The sequence below is a fragment of the Pedobacter roseus genome, assembly GCF_014395225.1.
In the GTDB taxonomy this organism is placed as follows: domain Bacteria; phylum Bacteroidota; class Bacteroidia; order Sphingobacteriales; family Sphingobacteriaceae; genus Pedobacter; species Pedobacter roseus.
Window position 1 is genome coordinate 5,141,285 of the sequence record NZ_CP060723.1, and the last position, 21,672, is coordinate 5,162,956.

Sequence of the window (21,672 nt, forward strand, 5' to 3'; positions counted from 1 at the left end):
ACATTAAAGAAAATGAACAATAAATTTATAAAATCGGCTTTAATGGTAATTGCTGTTGGAGCATTGAGCATAACCACTTCCTGTAAAAAATATTTAGATGTACAGTCGCCATCAACTTCTTCTCCTGATGTTGTTTTCGAAAGTACAGCCAATACCAATGCTGCAGTAATTGCCATTTACAATCGCCTTTGCGGAGATAATGGATACGGAAGCCGTATTTCTACTTTATTTGGTCTAACTGCCGATGATTTTAAAACCTCGGGAAGTTACAGCTCATCAGACCGTAGAGGGATTAGTATGTACGGTGCAAGTTCTGATAATACCGACCTGATCAATCCATTTTTACAACTGTATTCAGGCGTAGAACGTGCAAATATCTGCATCAAATACATTCCGGCTTCAAAATTATATGCTAGTGGATCTGATGCAGAGAAAACCATCATGAAACGTTATTACGGTGAAGCGCTTACTTTAAGGGCACAGTTTTTATACGAACTCATCCGCAACTGGGGAGATGTACCCGCTTCTTTTTTACCATCGGCAGATGCAGAAACATTATATGGTCCGAATGTAGACCGCAACAAAACCTACGATCAGATGATTGCCGATTTAAAAATCGCTGAAGACCTGGTTCCTTGGAGAAGCGGAATTACCGAATATGGCAGTTTCAGGTACACAAAGGGTGCAATTAAGGGCTTAAGGGCCAGGATTGCATTGGCAAGAGGTGGTTATTCCTTAAGATCAGCTAGTCATACCATGGAACGCAGCTCCGATTATTTAACCTACTATAAAATTGCCTTTGATGAGTGCCTGGATATTATGAACCACCGTTCGGAGCACAATTTAAACCCGGTATACGAAAATGTATTTAAAAGCCTTCACACCACCACCCGTTATGACGACGCCCACGAACTGATGTTCGAAGTGGCTGCTTTTGGTGGTAACGCTTCTACCGATAGCAAATTGGGATATTACAATGGGATCCGTTTTAACTCAGCCTCTACTTTTGGTTCTGGCGGTGGCGGTATGAATGCCATTCCTACTTATTTTTATGAATTTGACGTAACCAAAGATTGCCGCAGGGATGTAACCATCGGTGTCTTCGAAATTGTGGCATCATCAAAAAAAATAGTAAATACGCTATTTAACATGACTGATGGAAAGTTCCGTAAATCGTGGACGGCTTTTAACAATTCCTCTGCTTCGCAAACTTTTGGGGTTAACTGGCCCATGTTACGTTTCTCAGATATCCTGTTGATGTATGCAGAGGCCGATAACGAAATCAATGGTGCACCATCAGCAGCTGCAGTTAATGCTTTGCAGGAAGTTCAGAAACGTGCCTATGCTGGCTTCGAAACCCAGATCCCGGTAACACCAATGGATAAAACCGGATTTTTTAATGCCATTGTTAAAGAGCGTTTATTAGAATTTGGTGGTGAGGGCATCCGGAAATATGATCTAATCCGCTGGAATTTATTGGCGAGCAAATTTGATGAAACACGTACCAAAATACGTGCTTTAATTGCCGGAACAGGCGATTATGTAAACGTGCCAAACTATATCTACGCCAAAGAAAGTAATTATTTATTGGGAACCAGTGTAAACGAAGTGGCTACACTCGACCTTTATGGCGGCTTGCCAAACAATGTGTTTGCTTCACCAGGTTTAAACAACTCAACAGCGCCAACGGGTTATACCACTAAAAACTGGAGAAAAGCAGTAACCGAAGATAATTCGATCACCAGTACTTCTACCGGTATTGCATTTTACTTCGAAGCCAACAAAAAGGAACTTTTCCCATATCCAAAAACCACATTGATCGAAAACCCAAGCATGGTTCAAAATTTTGGTTATTAACGCATTTATATTATCAATCATGAAAAGAATTATCAATCAATTAGGGCTTAAACTGATCATTTTATCATTAATGGTTACGGTGGTTTCTTCTTGCAAAAAAGAAGATGATGTACCAACAGATCCCGCCAGGATATTTAAGCCCAGCGATATAAAAATTACTTCAGGAGAAACTTCGGCTAAGTTAACCTGGACTACCCCTTTAATGTCGACAGGAAAAACCTTTAAATACAGTATCGATTTTTCAACCGATTCGCTGTTTGCAACGGTGAACTACACCACCACGGCCGATACGGCTGGGGTAACGGTAACTGAAGATAATTTAGCCGTTAGGACAAAATATTATGCCAGGGTAAAGGCCAATGCAACAGAAAGTCAGCCTGAATCGAAATACGTAAGGAGCAGTGCTTTCCAGTTAACAGGTATTCAATTGTTTTTACTGATCAGGGATAACGAGATTAAAGAAAACAGTATTACCCTGCGTTATACGCCTACAGTTGGCCTAACATCAATTGTTTTAACTCCGGCAACAGGTGCTGCTGCTACTACAACTTTAAGCGCTGGTGACGCATCTGCAGGTTTGAAAGCCATTACAGGATTAACCGCTGGCACAAAGTACACTGCGGAACTGTTTGCAGGCACCAAGAGCAAAGGAATTACCACATTTACCACCCTTGCACCTACTACTTACACGGTAAAATTAAATCCGGGTGATGACCTGGCCGCCACGATTACTTCAGCAGCCAATGGTGCAGTTATTGGTTTAAACCCCGGTACTTACAACATCACCGCATTATCCACTTTTATTACCCAAAAAACCATTACCATCAAATCTACCTCTGGCAATCCTACCGACACGAAGGTTAATTTTAAAGAAATAGATTTAGAAGGAACAGGTGCAGGCGTAACCCTATCGGGCATTGAGTTTGATGGAACTTCAGCAGGAGCACTTTATTTTATTAACTTTATTGGTACACAGGCATCAAATGGTACCGCAGCAACTTTTACCAATGTGGTAGTAGATAATTGCATTGCCCACGGTGCTATAACGGCCTTTTTACGTGGAGACAGGGGAACAGCAGCACGCGATTTTAAAATAACTGGTATTACAGTGAACAACTCTATTGTATATGATATGGGCGCAAATGGTTCTTCGGCGTATTATACCTTCCATGTAAACAAAATGCAGTTTAATACCATTACCGTTTCTAAATCTACTTTTTATAACGCTGGTCCGGGCTTAGTTACCGCAAGTACCACCTATACAGGAGATGTTATTCCAACGGTTTCGATTACCAACTCTACCTTTAATGGCTTTGGTGGTAATGCAAAGTATGCCTTGTTAGATGCCAATGCAAATCCGATCAACTTTACTATCCAAAACAGCATTTTAGCAAATACACCAAAATCAGGTACCGTAAATGCTGCTGCCATTAGGGGTACAGGAGCGGGAAGCACATTAAGAATTTCGAACAGCAACTATTTCAATTTATTCACTGCATTAACTGGTGGAACAGCCTTAACCTTTGGAACGGCAACTTTAGCGAGCAACCAAAGTATCAATGCAGGCTGGACAGCCACTACAACTGATTTTACTTTGCCTGCTGCATCACCATTAAGAAGCGCAGGAAGCACCGGAGGGCCAATTGGTGACCCCAGGTGGGCATATTAATTTATTTTACGAAGGGCAGGTTTTTAATCTGCCCTTTTTTAATGAAATTTAAATAGCAAAAGTTTGTCACTGCGAGGAGGTATGACGAACATTAATATTAACTGACCATAATGAGAAGAATACCTTATTTTAAACTGATTACGCTACTCTTTTTAAATACCTTATCCTTTATTTACGCCAATGCCCAGGATCCCAAATACCCATCAACAATAACCGTCTCAAAAGATGGCAGTGCAAATTATAAAACCATTCAGGAAGCTGTAAATTCGGTAAGGGATTTGGGGGAGAAAGAAGTTAAGATTTATGTTAAAAAGGGCATATATAAAGAAAAACTGATTATCCCTTCGTGGAAAATCAGGATTTCTATTATTGGGGAAAATCCTGAAAATACCATCATTACTTTCGACGATTATTCAGGTAAGCCAAATCCAGCAGGTAAAGACCAGTTTGGTAATGCGAAATTCAGCACCTATACATCTTTTACCGTATTGGTACAAGGGAATGATATTCACCTCGAAAATTTAACCATCATCAATTCAGCCGGCCGTGTTGGCCAGGCTGTTGCGCTGCACGTAGAAGGTGATCGCTTTATAGCAAAAAACTGCAGGTTTTTGGGCAATCAGGATACGCTTTATGCTGCTATCGAAAATAGCCGTCAATATTATAAAAACTGCTATATAGAGGGTACAACCGATTTTATTTTTGGCAAAGCCACCGTTGTTTTTGAGAATTGTACAATCAAGAGTTTAAGTGACTCTTATGTTACGGCAGCCTCTACTTCTGCACAGCAGAAATTCGGATTTGTTTTTCTAAATTGTAAGCTCATTGCAGATACCGCGGTAACGAAGGCTTATTTAGGCAGGCCATGGCGACCTTATGCAAAAACAGTATTCTTAAACTGCGAAATTGGAAAACACATTTTACCTGAGGGCTGGAATGCCTGGAAAGGCGATAAGATGTTCCCCGATAAAGAATTAACGGTTTTTTATGCTGAATATAAGAATACCGGCGCAGGAGCATCGCCTAAAACAAGATTACCCTGGACGAAACAGCTCACTGATAAAGAGGCTAAAAATTATACTTTAAAAAATATATTGGGTGGGGCAGATCAATGGAACCCATTTATAAATTAATTAAAATGAAAACGAATTTCCTTAAGATTTTTGCGGCAGTAACTTTAGCTGTTCTATTCTCTTTTACTTTTGTTCAAAAGAAAACAAAGCTGTATATCATCGGCGATTCTACCGCGGCCAATAAAGAAGAAAAAGCTTATCCGGAGACCGGTTGGGGCATGGCTTTACAAGCATACTTTAAAACCGATGTTACGGTTGATAACCGGGCTTTAAATGGAAGAAGTACCAAATCGTTCAGGGCCGAAAAACGTTGGGATCCGATATTGGCACAGTTGGCGCCAGGTGATTATGTTTTTATAGAATTTGGACATAATGATGAAAAAGTTGACAAACCAACAGTTGGAGTTTCATTGGCCGATTTTAAGATCAATCTGGTGAATTATGTAAAAGAAACCCGGAGCAAAAAAGCTTTTCCGGTTTTACTCACGCCTATTTCGCGCAGAAGTTTCAAAAATGGTGTTTTAATCGATTCGCATGGCGATTATCCCCGCATAACCCGTCAGGTGGCCGATTCGCTAAATGTACCCTTAATTGATATGCTGGCTAAAACAGAAAGTTTATTGACCCGTTTGGGAGATGAGCCTTCAATTAAATTATTCAACCATGTTGATTCGGGAAATGTAAATTATCCAAAAGGCAAAAAAGACGATACGCATTTAAGTCCGGAAGGTGCTAAACAGGTTGCAGGATTGGTAGTGAAAGGAATTAAAGAGTTGAAGTTGAATTTAGCAAAGAGTTTGAAATAATGTTCTTAGATAGGTTGGTGAGTCACCAACCTTAGAGTTAGAGCTAAAATTGAGTTTGTCATCCTGAACGCAGTGAAGGATCCTTTTATTAAGCGTACTAACCTCTCAAGTAATCTCATCTTAAGAGATAGGTTAATTTGGGTTCTGCTTTTCATCGTTTGGAGATTCTTCACTACGTTCAGAATGACAGAAAAAAGCCGCAAATCCACGGATTAACATCCATGTTTTTGCGGCTTGGTTTTATAAACTGATCTTTTAAAAAATATACTTCGTACTTAAGAAGTTCGAATCATCTCCCCTCACAATTTCATTCAGTAACTTTTTATTATCCTCTGTAAATTTAGTAGCCACCAAAGAGCGGATCGAGAATGAACGCAAAGCATCCACTACAGAAAGTGTTCCTTCGGCACTGTCTTTACGACCGGTGAAAGGGAATACATCTGGGCCACGCTGACATTGGCAATTGATATTTACACGACTTACCTGGTTAACCAAAGGATCGATCAGTGAAGAAATTACCGCAGCATTGTTGCTAAAAATACTCACCTGCTGGCCGTGTGGCGAACCGATTAAATACTCAATAGGTTCTTCCAGATCATCGAAAGGTACAACCGGCACAATCGGACCAAATTGCTCTTCGCGATATAGTTTCATGTTGCTGTTAACAGGATACACAATGGCAGGATAAACAAAAGTTTCTAAAGTTTGTCCACCATTTTTGTTTACCACTTTCGCTCCGTGCGAAACCGCATCATCAATGCATTCTTTTAAATATTCTGGTTTATTCAGCTCAGGCAATGGCGTAAGGTTTACGCCTTTTTCCCATGGCATACCGAATTTCAGTTTTTCTACTTCTGCAGATAAACGCTTTAAAAATTCCTGTGCCAAACTGCGGTGTACATAAACGATTTTAATCGCGGTACAACGTTGTCCGTTAAAAGAAAGTGAACCTAAAACGGTTTCAGAAACCGCTAAATCAAGATCAGCATCTTTGGTGATGATGGCTGCATTTTTGGCATCCAAACCTAAAATAGCCCTTAAACGGTTTACTTTAGGGTGCAGTTTTTTTAATTCGTTAGCTACTTTACTCGAACCAATCAAAGTAAGCACATTGATTTTTCCTGATTTCATCAATCCCGGAACAATGGTATTGCCGCGGCCATAAATGGTATTCACCACACCTTTAGGAAAGCTGGAACGGAAAGCTTCTAACAAAGGGTAATGTAATAAAGTACCGTGCTTAGGTGGTTTGAATAAAAGCGTGTTGCCCATAATCAAAGCCGGGATGAGCGTAGTAAAAGTCTCGTTTAAAGGATAATTAAACGGGCCCATGCAAAGCACTACACCAAGCGGAGAACGGCGCACCTGGGCTACAATTCCCTGCTCAATTTCAAAACGTGATGACTGTCTGTCGATATCTTTCAATGCATCGATGGTCGCATAGATGTATTCAACTGTACGGTCAAACTCTTTTACCGAATCGGCATAAGATTTACCGATTTCCCACATAATGAGCTTGGCAACAATTTCTTTTTGCTCAATCATTTTATGGGTAAAGTTTTCTACACAGGCAATGCGATCGGCAACGCTCATGGTTGGCCACTGTCCGCGACCGTTGTCATAAGCGGCTACGGCGGCATCCAAAGCTTCTGTAGATTCTTTTTCTGTACATACCGGGAAACTACCGATACGCTTTCGTTTCAAACCCTCAGGGGTTTTTACGCATACTGGAGAAAAAACTTCATTAAACGGTCCGTTCCATGGTTTCATCTCTCCATTTGATAGAAACTCCTTTTGATTGATTTCTTCCGTGAGCCTAAATTCATCTGGAATCTGGCTCTCTTCAACGAAAATACTTTCGAGGTTTAGCGTTGTACTCAATTTTAAGTTGTTGTTAGGGTTAAATTAATGTTAAATCTATCGTTTAAGTATAGATTCGTTTGTATAAAAAGGCTGATGGTCCGGAAAACTTTCCTTACATCAGCCTCTGGTTTATTTTAGTTCGATTACTTTATATTTTGGCACTAAGGATTTCATTACTGTCCAGCCGATTAAATAACATACCGCACAGATGGAAAAGATAATGAAATAACCAGCTTCTTCACCTTTAAAACCCATAAAAACAATCTCGTTTTTGCCCGTATAATCGAACAGCAAACCAGAGCCTTTATTGATGATGAAAGAGCCTAAACCACCCGCCATACCACCTATACCGGTAATTGTTGCAATGGCTTTTTTAGGAAACATATCGCCCACAGTAGAAAATATATTTGCCGACCATGCCTGGTGGGCTGCACCTGCGATACCGATAATGATTACCGGAATCCAGTAAGTAATGTGACCTAAAGGTTGTGCGGCCAAAGCCAATAGCGGGAAAAATGCAAAAATCAACATGGCCCTCATCCGGCCTTCGTATGGATTCATGCCTTTTTTATCAACGAAATAAGTGGGTAACCATCCTCCGATAATCGAAAGCAGGGTAATCATGTAAAGCACAAATAATGGTAATGCACTTTGGGTAGAATCCATTCCGTAAACCGATTTCAGGTAAGCAGGGGTCCAGAATAAAAAGAACCACCAAACGCCATCAGTCATAAATTTACCAAAGGCAAAAGCCCAGGTTTGCTTGTATTTAAAACAATCGATAAACGAAACTTTTTCTTTGGTTTCTTCAACGTAATCGGCCAATTTCCGGTCGTTGATCACATCTTGTTGAATATAGGCCAATTCTTCAGCGCTTACCCGTTTATGTAATTCTGGCTTGTTATATACGAAAACCCATAAGCCCATCCATATAAAACCCAATGCACCAATGATAATGAACGACATTTCCCATCCGTAAGCTTTGGCGATAAAAGGAATGGTAATAGGGGCAGCCAATGCACCAACGGTAGCGCCCGCATTAAATATACTGGTAGCAAATGCCCTATCTTTTTTAGGAAAATATTCGGCAGTGGCTTTAATTGCAGCGGGAAAGTTTCCAGCCTCTCCAACCGCCAATACAAAACGGGCAAAAATAAAGAGCGTAACACTTACCGAAACCACTAAACCTGTATCGTTAACACGGGCAATAATTTCTTTAGCACCTTCAAAACCTACAAACCAGTTTCCATTGATGATACCTGCAGTTGCAATACCACAAAAAGCATGCAAACAGGCGCCTACCGACCAAACACCAATGGCCCATAAAAAGCCCTTTTTTGTATCCAGTTTATCAACTAAACGACCAGCAAAAAGCATCGATATGGCATAAAAAATAGAGAACAGGGCCGTTATATTTCCATAGTCGTTATTGTCCCAATGAAATTCCGGTTTAATAAAATCCGTCCAGGTTAAAGAAAGGACCTGTCTATCTAAATAATTTATCGTAGTGGCTAAAAATAACAGCAAACAGATGGTCCATCTATATTTGCTTGTTTGGGGTTGGTTCATTTGGTTAGGTTTGTTAAATTTTTATTTGCTCTGCTGGATTAGATCAAGCGCTAATTTGGTATTGTCGAATAACTCCTCGTAAAGTCCTTTACTCATCACATCTTTGCTGATTAATTTACTTCCCATACCAACCGCACAAACACCAGATTTAAACCAGGTTTTTAAGTTATCGGCATTAATTTCTACTCCACCGGTCGGCATAAACAGCTGTCCGGCGAAAAGATCCTTAATTGATGAAATAAACTCCGGACCTAAAATATTGGCAGGAAAAATTTTGATCAGCATGGCTTTGTGCTCCTGGGCTACGCTGATTTCAGTCGGCGTCATACAGCCCGGAATCCACAGCATTCCGATTTTGTTGGCAATTTCGGCCACAGCCGGATTTACGATCGGTGCCACAATAAAATCTGTTCCCGCCTCTATAAAAGCATTTGCATCAGCAGGGGTTTTAATGGTTCCGATACCCAGATAAAGATCAGGCATTTCGGCATCGCGTACTTCCTTTAGTTTTTTAAAGTTCGGCAAGGCCGATTTGCCACGGTTGGTATATTCGAAAACACGTACGCCCGCTTTATACAGCGTGCGTAATATTTCAACGCTACCTGCTTCGCTATCCTGATAAAAAAGCGGTAACATACCCTGCTCTAAAATGGCATCTAAAATTTTGTGCTTGTTGCTAATCATTGCGTATTATTCTTTTTTCTATATCAGCTACGGTACTGGTTGTAGCATCACTTGGAATGTATAATTTATCGTAAGCTGCCGCTGTGGCAAAATTTAAGGTTTCTTTGGCCGATAACTGGTTGTAAAAACCATAAATCAAACCTGCCATAAAACAATCGCCACTGCCTACTTTATCTAAAATTTCGTCCGAAACATATTCTTCCGATACGGTTAATTCACCATCGGTATAAATGGCCGTGTAATACCTGATGCCTTTGCCATGATCGAACCTAAAAGTATTGGCCACCGCCTTACATGCCGGAAACAAACTTAATATTTCTTTAGAAGTATCTGTTGCCTGTTGTAGTAACGTTTCTTTTGCATAACCCTCGGTTGGTGTTAAATCTTCGTGAAGTGCAGTACCCAACATTTTATTGGCTGCCCAAACATTGCCCATAATCAGGGTGCAATATTGAGCCAGTTCTGGCAAAACATCAATCGGATCTTTACCGTATTTCCAAAGTTTGGCGCGGTAGTTCAGATCCAGTGAAATGGTGATATTCCGCTCAGTTGCTGCTTTTAAAGCTTCCAGACAAACATCAGCAATAGATTGATTGATTGCCGGGCATATTGCGCTGAAATGGAACCAGCTTACGTCTTCAAAAATTGTATCCCAGTTGATCTGGCCAACCTTTAAATCAGCATAAGCAGAATTCGCACGATCGTAAATTACACCGGCATTTTTAAGGTCTTTTCCTTTCGGGAGATAATACAAACCCAAACGTTCGCCATGGTAAACCATCGGCGTGGTATCAATATTACGGGCATCAAGATATTCAACAATTTCCCTCGTTACCGAATTATCGGGTACAGCTGATAAATAGGCCGAAGGAACATTCCAAAGGGCCAGTGCAGTGGCTACATTCAGCTCTGCACCGCCAACATAAAACGGAAGTTTGTTTTCTTTTAACCAGGCACCATCCATATCAGGGCAGATGCGCAAAAGTATTTCACCAAAGCTTAAAACTTTTTTTCCTTTTTGTGATGAAGCGAATATTTGGGTGCTCATTTTTATATCTAATCGGCGTATTTCATGCTGTTTTCTGCAACGGTATGAAAATGGAAGGAAAACGATTGAAATGATTTGATTCCAATGAAATACCGTCCTAAAGCCTGATTTTGGTTAAAATTTAAAGTAATTTTTTGCGTTAAAGTACGAAATATCCTGAACAATTTTGCCAACCCATTCCAAATCGTTAGGCAATTCGCCGTTCTCGATATCCTCTCCAAACAGGTTACAAACGATCCTTCTGAAATATTCGTGACGGGGAAAAGAAAGGAAACTGCGCGAATCGGTAAGCATACCTACCAGACGGCTTAAAAGCCCCATATTCGATAGTGCGTTTAATTGTTTGATCATACCGTCTTTTTGGTCTAAAAACCACCAGGCCGAACCAAACTGAACTTTACCGGCAACAGAACCATCGTTAAAGTTACCAATCATGGTGGCAATTAATTCGTTATCGGCAGGGTTAAGGTTATAAATAATGGTTTTGGCCAGTTTATCCTGATTATCCAAACGGTTCAAAAATTTAGAAAGCATACGGGCCTGGCTAAAATCGCCTATCGAATCCCAACCGGTATCCGGACCTAATTGCCTTAACATACGGGCATTATTGTTACGCAAAGCACCAAGGTGATATTGTTGCACCCAGCCTTTTTCATGATCCCACTCAGCAAAATAAACCAGCATGGCCGATTTAAATTTCAGGTTTTCCTCGTAAGAAATACCTTGTTTAGCACGAATTTTATCAAAAATGGATGAGATTTCAGCATCCGTATAATCTTCGGCATAGATCTGTTCTAAACCATGATCGGAAACTGAACAACCATTATCAGCAAAGTAATCGTGACGGCTTTTTAAGGCTTCGATATAGTCTTGAAAACTGCTGATCGTTTTATCAACCACACTTTCCAGTTTATCGATATATTCGTTCAGGCCCTCAATATCGTCACTGTTCATGGCCTTATCCGGACGGAAAGCAGGCAACATTTTCAAATTTGCACCTTCTCTTGCCAACTGCTGGTGAAAGTTTAAGCTATCTAGTGGATCATCGGTGGTACAAACCGCCTCTACATTCATTTTGGCTAATAAACCACGCACAGAATACTCTGGGGTTTGCAATTTTGCAGAACATTCATCATAAATTTTCTGTGCCGTTTTGCCCGAAAGTAAATCAGTTACACCGAAATAACGTTGAAGTTCTAAGTGTGTCCAGTGATATAATGGATTACGTAAGGTATAAGGAACAGTTTCTGCCCATTTCTCAAATTTTTCATAATCTGATCCAATGCCGGTAATGTATTTTTCATCCACACCATTGGCACGCATGGCCCTCCACTTATAATGGTCGCCATACAACCAAACCTGACTGATATTGGCAAACTGGGTATTATTGGCAATCTGCTCCGGAATAAGGTGATTATGGTAATCGATAATAGGCAACGGTTTTGCAAAGTTGTGGTAGAGCTTTTCTGCTGTTTTGTTTTGCAAAAGAAAATTTTCGTCTAAAAAAGGTTTCATGCTATGTGATTTGAGACATTAGGTAATCGGTTTGAGATAATTAAAACGATTATCTATTAATTTTTTTATTTAGCCCCGGTCTGTGTCCCCACAAACCGGAATTGAATTTATGATTTATCTATTGGTGGTATGTGAGGACACAGACCACGGCATTTGGGTCTAAGACTCCGGACTACAAACTAACTCCCCTTTTCCATGGAATAAAATCATCCTGGTTAAGCAACACTGCTTTAGGGATTACTTCACCACTGGCCGCTTTAATACAATATTCCAGGATATCTTCTCCCATCTGCTCGATGGTTTTTTCTCCTTCGATTACTGGTCCACAGTTGATATCGATGATATCGCCCATGCGTTTGGTTAAAGCATTATTGGTTGAAACCTTGATGGTAGGGCAAACCGGATTTCCTGTTGGCGTTCCTAAACCTGTAGTGAACAAAATTAAGGTTGCCCCAGAGGCTGCTTTTCCTGTGGTGGCTTCTACATCGTTTCCGGGTGTACAAACCAAATTTAAACCTGGCTTAGTGGCGGGTTCGGTATAATCCAATACATCTTCTACTGGTGAGGTTCCGCCTTTTTTGGCTGCACCGGTACTTTTAATCGCATCGGTAATTAAACCGTCTTTAATATTACCCGGTGATGGATTCATAAAAAACCCAGAACCTACATTTTCTGCTGCCTGGTTGTAAGCCGTCATTAACTGGATAAATTTTCGGGCAGCGGTTTCGTCTTTAGTGCGATCGATTAGTTGTTGTTCGGCACCGCAAAGCTCAGGGAATTCGGCCAAAAGCACGGTCCCACCTAAAGCCACCAATAAATCAGAAGTATAACCTACGGCAGGATTGGCACTGATGCCACTAAAACCATCGCTGCCACCACATTTAACGCCTAAAACCAGTTTACTCAATGGTGCGGGCTGACGTTCGATTTTATTGATTTCGGTTAAACCGATAAAAGTTTTACGGATGGCTTCTTTAACCAGCTGTTCTTCGCTCTGCGATTGCTGCTGCTCAAAAATGAATAATGGTTTATCGAAATTAGGGCTACGGTGTTTTAAATCGTCCATAAAATCTTTCACCTGTAAATTCTGGCAGCCCAGGCTTAACACGGTTACACCAGCCACATTGGGATGATCGGCATAAGCGGCTAAAAGCTTGCTCAATACAGCAGCATCCTGACGGGTACCACCGCAACCACCCTGATGGTTCAGGAATTTAATACCATCTACATTTTTAAAAACACGGTTGGCCGCCGGATTGGCCATTCCGATAGAACCTGGATCGGCCTCTTCTAAAATCTCACCATTTTTATAAGCCTCTACCAACTGGTGTGCGTACGATTTATATTTATCGGTTACGGCATAACCCAATTCGTTATGCAAAGCCTCACGGATGACATCTAAATTGCGATTTTCGCAGAAAACAGTCGGGATAAATAACCAGTAATTGGCAGTTCCTACACGGCCATCGCTACGGATATAACCATTAAAATTCCGGCCTTCAAATTTAGAAACATCGGGCGCATGCCACTCGTAATGGTATGGGCGGAATTCGTAAGGATCGGAGGCATGCTTGGTATTTTCAGTATCCATTAACCCACCTTTAAGTATGAAATGCTGTGCTTTTCCTACCAGTACACCATACATAATAATGTGATCGCCGGCATTCATATCCTGCATAAAAAATTTATGCTTAGCCTGGATATCATCCTGTAAAGTATATTCATTTCCATCGTAAATAACAGTTTCGCCTTTTGCCAGGTTTTGCAAGGCAACAAGAACGTTGTCGTTGGGATGGATTTTTAAAATTCTAGTAACCATTTTAAATTGTTCTTTCTGAATGCAAGTTACTTAAAGTTTCTTTTGCACCCTTATTTTGTAATAATTCAACGTATAATTTTACGGCTGCGTTAAAGCCGGGGTAATTGTTCAGGTTTTTATCCCAAAGGCGTCTGTCGCCAAGGGTATTATCTACCACAGTTTCAGGATTTTTCCAGTATTCGTATAAAACTTCTGCAAATTCGTCCTGTACTGGGAAGGTTTTTCCGTTAGCGCTGGCCGTATAAGTATCGCCGTCTTTATTCACATTCATAAAAAGAATATAAGCGGCAACACCCAAAGCGGTAAGTTGTGGCACTTCATTTTTTAAGGCATAATACCTTCTGATGAGCGGCATGTTGCGCATCTGCATTTTTGAAGTGAAGTTTAAGGTAATAGCCTGCCATTGGTGCTCTAAAAAAGGATTACTGAAACGATCGACCACACTTTCGGCAAAGGAAAGGGCTTCGTCATAAGTAATATCTTCATTTACCACAACAGGCGCAATTTCCTCTTTCATCAGTTTTAATACGTTGTTTGCGAAATCGTTATCGGCCATTGCCTCTTTTACCGTATTAAAGCCTGCTAAAATGGCCAAACCGCAGCTAATGGTATGTGTGCCATTAAGTAAACGAAGTTTTAATTCTTTAAATTTATCGATTGATGGAACAATGAAAATGCCTTTGTCTGCTTTTGCGAAAGATAAAACCTCTTTCACTTTTTCGCTTGATGATTCGATTGCCCAAAGCCTGAAAGGTTCAGCCATGATCATGAGTTCGTCTTTGTAACCCAATTCGTTTTCGATCGCTTTTTGTTCTGCCGCCGGAAGTTTTCCCGGCACGATACGATCGACCAAAGTTTTACAAAAGTGATTGGCAGTTTTTAACCAGTTTTCGAAATCCCAGCCTAATTTATTCTGGATGGCAAGATCCAATACAATTTCTTTCAATTTATCGGCGTTATCGCTGATGAGTTCTGTAGGTACAATCACCATTCCGCTTTCAGCTGAACCATTAAAAGCTTTATATCTTTCGTGCAGAAAAGCCAATAATTTGCCCGGGTAAGATTGTGGCGGATTATCGGTGATTTTATCTTCGCTTTTAACAATCCCAACTTCAGTGGTATTCGAAATTACGACCTGTATTTCGGGCTGATGCGCTGCTTTTAAAATTTCGGCCCAATCCTGCGAAGCAGATAAAACCCTGCTGATTGAAGAATTGATTGAATTTTCTTCAACAGTAACGCCGTTTTCAATACCTTTTACGCAAAGTGTATATAGGTTATCTTGTTTCGAAAATTCATCAGATCCGCCTCTTGAGGTAGATTTAACCACCAAAACACGACCATTAAAAATGCCTTTTTGATTGGCCTTATCGATAAAGTAATCTGGCAGGCCACGCAGTAAAACGCCAGTTCCAAACTGGATTACTTTTTCAGGTAAGGCTAAAATTTCGGCAGTAGGTTTTGTAACCTTGTCGCCGCTAATGTTTATTAAATTTTCTTTGTTTAAAATCATTGGTAATGTGATTTAACCACCAAGGCGCGAAGGCACAAGGTGAGATTTATATTTTCCTTTTGACGAGTTATAATTTATTTATTTCCCATTTGTGGTTAACCACTTCGGGTATTCTTTTTCAATTAATTTTTGTCCCCAGTTGCCGTACCATGCATAACCATTACGCCTTTCAGGACTTAACTCTTCTAATTTTGTTTTGATTGTATTGTCGCGGTCACCAAAAATTGGAGTATTTTTATCAAGGTCATAGAAACGCGCCCAGGTATTGGCGGCATTATCCGCAACCAAAGCCGCGGTTTTAATATTAGTTTTAGGATCGCTCGGCCTATCGAAGCGGTAGCCGGCAATTTTATAGGTATCGAACCATTTTATTGCTGCAGTGATTGCATTTTTTTCTGCCGCAGAAGGATTTTTCATCCGCATTAAAAAGCGGACAATCCCTGCCGATTCGCTTGTGCTCAAGGAGGCTGGCTCAAATGCCCTGGCTTTTGCCGGCAACAGCGAATCTTTATCATACTGTGCAGCCCAAATGCTTAAAACACCGTTTTGTTTTACCTGAGTTTTTAAAATACAATCGATGCCTTTTGTAACTGCTTTTTCCGCTTTTTTGATGTAAGCAGGATTTACCACTTCGAAATCGTTCGTTTGCGTGGCAATATCCTGCAAAATGTTCAGCACATTGATCATTGCATCATCATTGTAAGTAATTTCTGAACGGTACAAAGCTTTATCAGGATAATATTGTGGCCAGCCACCATTGGCATATTGAGCCGATAAAATATAATCTAAACCTTTTTCGGCAGCGGTTAAATAAGTTTTGTTCTTTGTTTTTTTATACGCTTTTACCAGATAAACCACTTCTCTGCTGGTGGCTTTGTTATCGAAAGTGGCGTGTAAATCTTTAGTCGCTTTAATCTTCGCCAATAATTCAGGTGTTAAAGCTGCTCCGTAGTTAACCACACTTTTATCGTCCAGTTGCTTTGGCCAGCCACCATTGCCCAATTGATAAACAAGCATTTTTTCTGCCGTAGAATCGGTAGGTTGCTGTGCATAACACGATAGTAATAAAGTGCTGCAGATTAGGGTGAACAATATTTTTATTTTCATCATTTTTATTTGTTCCGTGGTCCAGACCACTAATTTTCTTTTTGTTTGTATGTACCATGGTTTTTGTTTGCCACGGAGGCACGGATTAACACGGAGGACTTTTCTTTTTTATTCGCCATGGTTCGTGTCTCCACTCCGTGGTCAGTGTTCATCCTTTTCATCTGTGGTTAACCTTACTTCTTCCCCGGTACTTGTTTGATCAGCCAGTTCACCAAATCATTCGTGGCTTTAAAATTTTCAAATTCTGCAGGTAGTTTTCTACCATCGATATATTCATTGTAAAACCAGGGATCGCCCACTGCGAAAACTGTTCCTTTACCATATTTTGCAGTAGCAATAATCACATCTCCTTTATCGGTTAAAGCAGAAACAGCAGGACTTTTCGCCACAATGGTCGATATTTCTTTGATGTACACTTTTTTGGCTGTCTTGAAAATAGAATTGCCTGCCGGGATTTTTATTGCACCCTGTTCAAAGTTTGCACCCTGAACTTTATTGCGGCTATCTTCATTAAAATGGATACCAAACGTTTCTGGCAGTACATTGAATTTTGAAATTTCACAGTTGCCAACATCATTTAACAGCAATACCAAAACACCACCTGCTTTTACCCACTCACTAACCTGCTTGGCGTGTGCAGCATTCATGAAATTCGGGTTTGCGGTTTCCTTTTCGGTATCCGGATCTACAATGATATAAATGTTTGTCCCTTTTAAATTTGAAGCGGTAGGTGCAGTTTTAAGTGTACTGGTTTTTACACCAGCATCGTTAAATACTTTTCCGAATAAAGAGAATCCATTGTTATCATCTTCTTCCCATAGGTAATGGAAAGGGATTTTATCTCCGGTTGGACCGGTCATATATTCATTGTTGAAGAAATTATCAACAGTAACCGTTAAATTTTTTCCAGGTTTTGGCAACTGGTCGACTTCCATTTCGGCAGCAGCACACACAAATGCACCCATTCCTTTAGGATCGTTGGTGATTACTTTTTCACTGATGTAATAATCGAAGCTACCATCGCGGTACTTTGGTTTTCCGCCCAAGCCCGATACAGAAACAGTTTTGGTGAGGTTTACCCTTTCATCGCCTGCTTTTTCTATAAATTCTTTCTTTAAACCCGCATAACCTTTATTTGCAGCTGGCATAAAAGACGGCGCCAACCAACCCTTACGTACACCTTTAGCTAAACCATATACAAACATACTCGATGCCGAACTTTCCAGGTAATTCCCTTTACGGGCTGGCATATCTAAAATATCAAACCAAACACCTGATTTTGGATCCTGGTATTTTACCGCCGCTGTTGCTGTACGGTTTAAAATGGCCAGTAATTCTTTTCGTTGCGGATGATCGGCCGGAAAATTATCCAGCACATCTACCAAAGCCATAATGTACCAACCCATTGCCCTGGCCCAAAAATTTGGCGAGCGCCCGGTTGTTTTATCCGCCCACTGTTCGGTTCTGCTTTCATCATAGCCATGGTAAAGCAAACCTGTTTTTGCATCACGGGAGTTTTTTTCCATGAGGATAAACTGTTTGGCGATGTCATCAAAAGCAGCATCCTTTTTCATCAGTTTGGCATATTCTGCGTAAAAAGGCTCACCCATGTATAAACCATCCAACCACATTTGGTTTGGATAAATTTTCTTGTGCCAAAAACCACCTTCTTTGGTACGTGGTTGTTTTTGTAACTGATCGTATAATTTAGTTGCCGCCAACAAGTATTTCTGCTGTCCGGTAACTTTATAGAGCAATAATAATGAACGACCATTTTTAATGTTGTCGATGTTAAAATCATCGGGCTTGTAAGTGGTGATATTTCCTTCTTTATCCAGATAAGCATCCATCGAACTTTGGATGTACTTAAAATACTTTCCATCGCCAGTATTTCTCCAAACTGCTGCTGCGCCTTCCAAAACCACCCCCATATCGTAGGACCATCTCGGGCCTTTTGGTCCTTTTAAAACGGTAGTGTCCTGCCAGAGTGTTTCCATCGCAGTTAAGGTTAACTGTTCTGATAATTTCTTTTGAGCAAATCCACTTTGTGCTAAAATGGAAAAACCGATGAGGGCAGCTGCTGTATATAAAATTGATCTCTTCATTTTTATTATTTTGAAATTTCCAGTGCTTTTTTATCTACCTCAGTGCCTAAAACAGAAGCTGTTTTCGCTTTGGACACATCGGTTGAGCTAATTTTTACCCCTTTTGATTTTTCACCAGAAACATCAAATAAAACTTTGCTGTTAGCTGGATAACTAAGGTTGCTGATGTTAATATTAGAGCCGTTCTGAATCATCACCACCGGACTGGCATTATCTGTAATTACGTTTACGTTTTTCAGGAAAATCCCCGCTGCCTCAATAATTTCGATGCCTTTTTTGGCTTTTATGGTTACGTTTTCCAAATGCACATCTTTAATATTCATTTCTGGTAAGCCCCTGAAAAATATTGCTTTTTCGGCACCATTGGCCACTACATCTTTAATGTAAAAATTCTTAAACTGCGGAGTAGCTTCGGTAACCGGAACGGTTACGGTTTTAATGGCTTCACGTTTTTCGCCGGCCAAAGGAACCGGATCAACCGCAGCATAATACATGTCGAACAAAATAGCTTCCCCAGGAATATCGATCATGTTGATGTTATTGATGTAAATATTTTCTACCACACCACCACGACCGCGCGTGGTTTTAAAACGCAGACCGATATCGGTACCGATAAAAGAACAATCGTAAACCCAGATATTTTTAGCACCCCCACTCATTTCGCTTCCGATGACAAAACCACCATGGGCATGGTAAACCACATTATTTCTTACAATTACATTTTCGGTGGGTACGCCACGTTTGCGGCCAGCTTCGTCTCTTCCTGATTTAATACAGATCCCATCATCACCAACATCAAAAGTGCTGCCTTCGATTAATACATTTTTGCACGATTCTACATCAACACCATCACCATTCTGCGCAAACCATGGGTTTTTTACCTGTAAATTCCTCAACGTTAAATCTTCGCAGAGCAATGGATGTAAATTCCAGGCTGGCGAATTTTGAAAGGTAACGCCTTCTAAAAGCACTTTTTTGCAACCCGTTAATACCAATAAATTGGGGCGAAGGAAATCTTTAATATCATCATAATCTGCAGCAGTTTTACCTGCCTCAATTACGCCGGCATTTTTGGTGTTTGAGCCTTTAACGGTTTTCTCAGATGGGTACCACATTTTGCCATCGGCTTTAACGATACCTCCTGATAAAACAAGGTTTTTCCACTGTGTTTCGGTGAGTTTATCTTTTTTAACCATACGCCAGGCACCGCCGTTGCCATCAATAATCCCGCTTCCGGTTATGGCAATATTTTCGAGGTTTACACCCGAAATCGGACTCTGGTTCCGCCATGCAGGCTGACCTTCCCAATTTCCCTGAACGAGTTTATATTGGTTAAAGTCGGCTGTAAACTGAAGAATGGCATCGCGTTTTAAGTGAAGGTTTACATTGCTTTTTAACTCGATCGGGCCGGTTAACCACAAGCCTGAGGGGATTAATACCACACCTCCACCTTTTTGGCTAACGCTGGCAATGGTTTTGTTGATGCTTTCGGTATTTAAGGTAATGCCATCGCCTTTTGCCCCGAAACTGACAATACTCGTTGTATCTTTTTTAAATTTAACCTGCTGTATAATGGGTAAACTTTGCTTTTGTTGAGCCACAGCGGTTGCAGAAGATAAAATTAAGCATGCGAGAGCTACTTTTATATGGCATAAACCACCAGAAATATGTTTCATTATTTGCGCTGTTAAATTATACTTGGTTATTGTAATAACAAGTGTACGTTGTTTGCAGTTAAAACAGAAGAGAAATCTATGCAATCGTTACCGGAGAACAAGGCGAAAAAGCGCCAATAAATAGGCGCTTAACAGCTATATATCAATTCCTTAATACACTTATCTTGCTTCCGGATGCCAACCGCGGAAAACGTTTTCCAAAATGTAGTCCTTATACTCATTATCAGTTAATTGGTGCGACCAATTAGTCCTGTTTTTAGGATCTGCGCCTTTTCCAGTGCTTTTATATTCAGCATAATAAGCCGTTTTTTCATTGCTTTCTTTCCCCCAGTTATTCCAGCCCTCAGGGCGGATAAAACCTGGCAACTCGCAGTTGAGGTAGGCAACTTTGGCATAAGGCCTCCAGGGGCGGCCCAGGTAAAAACTATTGGCAGGAGCATCTCCTTTGATTTTACATTTGTTGAGGACGTAGCCAAATTTTGTCGTATCGGCAGTTGAGGCAGCTGTAATGTAACCGGCTTTTTTGCAAAAAATGGTGCAGCTTTCGAACCAGGCAGTAGAAGCGCCGAAAATAAAATCGACTGTTCCCTCAATATAGCAGTTTTTATAGTATTGACGGTTGCCGCCCCCATAAGTATAAAGTGTATCCTGAAAACCTAAAAACCGGCAGTTGATGAAAATCAGTTTATCGCCGCCGGCCCAAACGGCCACTGCCTGCCCCACCGGACCAGATGAGTTTTCGAAAGTAATGTTCTCCGCAGAAAAACCTTCACCATAAATGTAAAAGCTTGATGAACCCGAAGTACCCTTTTCTTCGCCAAAAGTATTTTTCTTTTGCGCATAATCATCATAAGTTAAAATGGTTTCGTTTAAGCTCTCGCCAATAAATTTCACATTCTTTTTGGAGGCCGCCAATACCAGTTTTTCTTTATAAATGCCTTTTTTAATAAAAATTACGGTTGTTTTGTTCCTGAAATCGGGCACAGCATGGATTGCTTCCTGTACGGTTTTAAAATTTCCACTTCCATCAGCAGCTACCACAAAATCGGGTTTAACATCCAGGGCATAAACTGCCGATGAAATGCTTATCAGTAAAAATAGGATGATTGCTCTCATATCAATTTGGTTAGGCTAAAATTAAAATCGGCCACGTAAAAGTATAAACTTTGTAACGCAGCCGTGTTTTAAAATATATGATGAACAATTTTAAACATTAATATCGAGGCCGAAGAAGTTTTTAGCACATTAAACATTGCAAACGATGTCGGGAACGATTGCACAATAACAACTTGCCTGAAAATAAAAAAAGGCTTAATCTTGTTGATAGGCAATAGACGCATCTTGATGCCCAAATAATTGAAAATCTTG

General features: G+C 40.5%; 15 protein-coding genes. 4 read left to right on the forward strand and 11 right to left on the reverse strand.

Features of this window, described 5'->3' with window-relative positions; genetic code table 11:
* Window positions 1-12: 12 nt before the first annotated feature.
* The 4 genes from H9L23_RS21185 to H9L23_RS21200 all read left to right on the forward strand — a co-directional run bounded on the left by H9L23_RS21185 (window position 13) and on the right by H9L23_RS21200 (window position 5,405).
* Window positions 13-1,857, forward strand: a complete 1,845-nt coding sequence (locus H9L23_RS21185; protein ID WP_187592193.1) for a RagB/SusD family nutrient uptake outer membrane protein — start codon at window positions 13-15, stop codon at window positions 1,855-1,857.
* 19 nt (window positions 1,858-1,876) lie between these two features.
* Complete coding sequence (locus H9L23_RS21190; RefSeq protein ID WP_187592194.1) at window positions 1,877-3,526, forward strand: fibronectin type III domain-containing protein; 1,650 nt, start codon at window positions 1,877-1,879, stop codon at window positions 3,524-3,526.
* Between the two features lie 110 nt (window positions 3,527-3,636).
* The gene (locus tag H9L23_RS21195; RefSeq protein WP_187592195.1) at window positions 3,637-4,659 is read left to right on the forward strand and encodes a pectinesterase family protein; all 1,023 of its coding nucleotides are present in this window, start codon (window positions 3,637-3,639) and stop codon (window positions 4,657-4,659) included.
* Between the two features lie 5 nt (window positions 4,660-4,664).
* The gene (locus H9L23_RS21200; RefSeq protein WP_187592196.1) at window positions 4,665-5,405 is read left to right on the forward strand and encodes a rhamnogalacturonan acetylesterase; all 741 of its coding nucleotides are present in this window, start codon (window positions 4,665-4,667) and stop codon (window positions 5,403-5,405) included.
* 255 nt (window positions 5,406-5,660) lie between these two features.
* Here the strand turns inward: H9L23_RS21200 and H9L23_RS21205 are convergent, their stop codons facing one another.
* The 11 genes from H9L23_RS21205 to H9L23_RS21255 form a co-directional block, all read right to left on the reverse strand.
* Window positions 5,661-7,286 carry an NADP-dependent glyceraldehyde-3-phosphate dehydrogenase gene (locus H9L23_RS21205; RefSeq protein ID WP_138819016.1) on the reverse strand — a complete coding sequence of 542 codons (1,626 nt, stop codon included), beginning with the start codon at window positions 7,284-7,286 and terminating at the stop codon, window positions 5,661-5,663.
* Between the two features lie 111 nt (window positions 7,287-7,397).
* On the reverse strand, window positions 7,398-8,837 hold the full coding sequence (locus H9L23_RS21210; RefSeq protein ID WP_187592197.1) for an MFS transporter: 1,440 nt from the start codon (window positions 8,835-8,837) through the stop codon (window positions 7,398-7,400).
* 21 nt (window positions 8,838-8,858) lie between these two features.
* Window positions 8,859-9,521, reverse strand: coding sequence for a bifunctional 4-hydroxy-2-oxoglutarate aldolase/2-dehydro-3-deoxy-phosphogluconate aldolase (locus tag H9L23_RS21215; protein ID WP_187592198.1), 663 nt, complete (start codon window positions 9,519-9,521; stop codon window positions 8,859-8,861).
* A complete protein-coding gene (locus H9L23_RS21220; RefSeq protein ID WP_187592199.1) occupies window positions 9,514-10,569 on the reverse strand; it encodes a sugar kinase in 1,056 nt (351 codons plus the stop codon). Before H9L23_RS21220 ends, H9L23_RS21215 begins: the two co-directional genes overlap by 8 nt.
* Before the next feature lie 114 nt (window positions 10,570-10,683).
* Window positions 10,684-12,084, reverse strand: a complete 1,401-nt coding sequence (gene uxaC, locus H9L23_RS21225) for a glucuronate isomerase (protein ID WP_187592200.1) — start codon at window positions 12,082-12,084, stop codon at window positions 10,684-10,686.
* Window positions 12,085-12,256: 172 nt separating this feature from the next.
* On the reverse strand, window positions 12,257-13,903 hold the full coding sequence (locus H9L23_RS21230) for a UxaA family hydrolase (RefSeq protein ID WP_187592201.1): 1,647 nt from the start codon (window positions 13,901-13,903) through the stop codon (window positions 12,257-12,259).
* 1 nt (window position 13,904) lies between these two features.
* A complete protein-coding gene (locus tag H9L23_RS21235) occupies window positions 13,905-15,416 on the reverse strand; it encodes a tagaturonate reductase (protein ID WP_187592202.1) in 1,512 nt (503 codons plus the stop codon).
* Between the two features lie 78 nt (window positions 15,417-15,494).
* Window positions 15,495-16,526: a pectate lyase gene (gene pelA / locus H9L23_RS21240; RefSeq protein ID WP_187592203.1), complete on the reverse strand. Its 1,032-nt coding sequence runs from the start codon at window positions 16,524-16,526 to the stop codon at window positions 15,495-15,497.
* Window positions 16,527-16,696: 170 nt separating this feature from the next.
* Window positions 16,697-18,628 (reverse strand): glycoside hydrolase family 88 protein, encoded by a 1,932-nt coding sequence (locus H9L23_RS21245; RefSeq protein ID WP_187592204.1) that lies wholly within the window; start codon window positions 18,626-18,628, stop codon window positions 16,697-16,699.
* 5 nt (window positions 18,629-18,633) lie between these two features.
* Window positions 18,634-20,304, reverse strand: coding sequence for a glycoside hydrolase family 28 protein (locus H9L23_RS21250; protein ID WP_187592205.1), 1,671 nt, complete (start codon window positions 20,302-20,304; stop codon window positions 18,634-18,636).
* 159 nt (window positions 20,305-20,463) lie between these two features.
* On the reverse strand, window positions 20,464-21,420 hold the full coding sequence (locus H9L23_RS21255) for a pectinesterase family protein (protein ID WP_187592206.1): 957 nt from the start codon (window positions 21,418-21,420) through the stop codon (window positions 20,464-20,466).
* Between the last annotated feature and the right edge of the window lie 252 nt (window positions 21,421-21,672).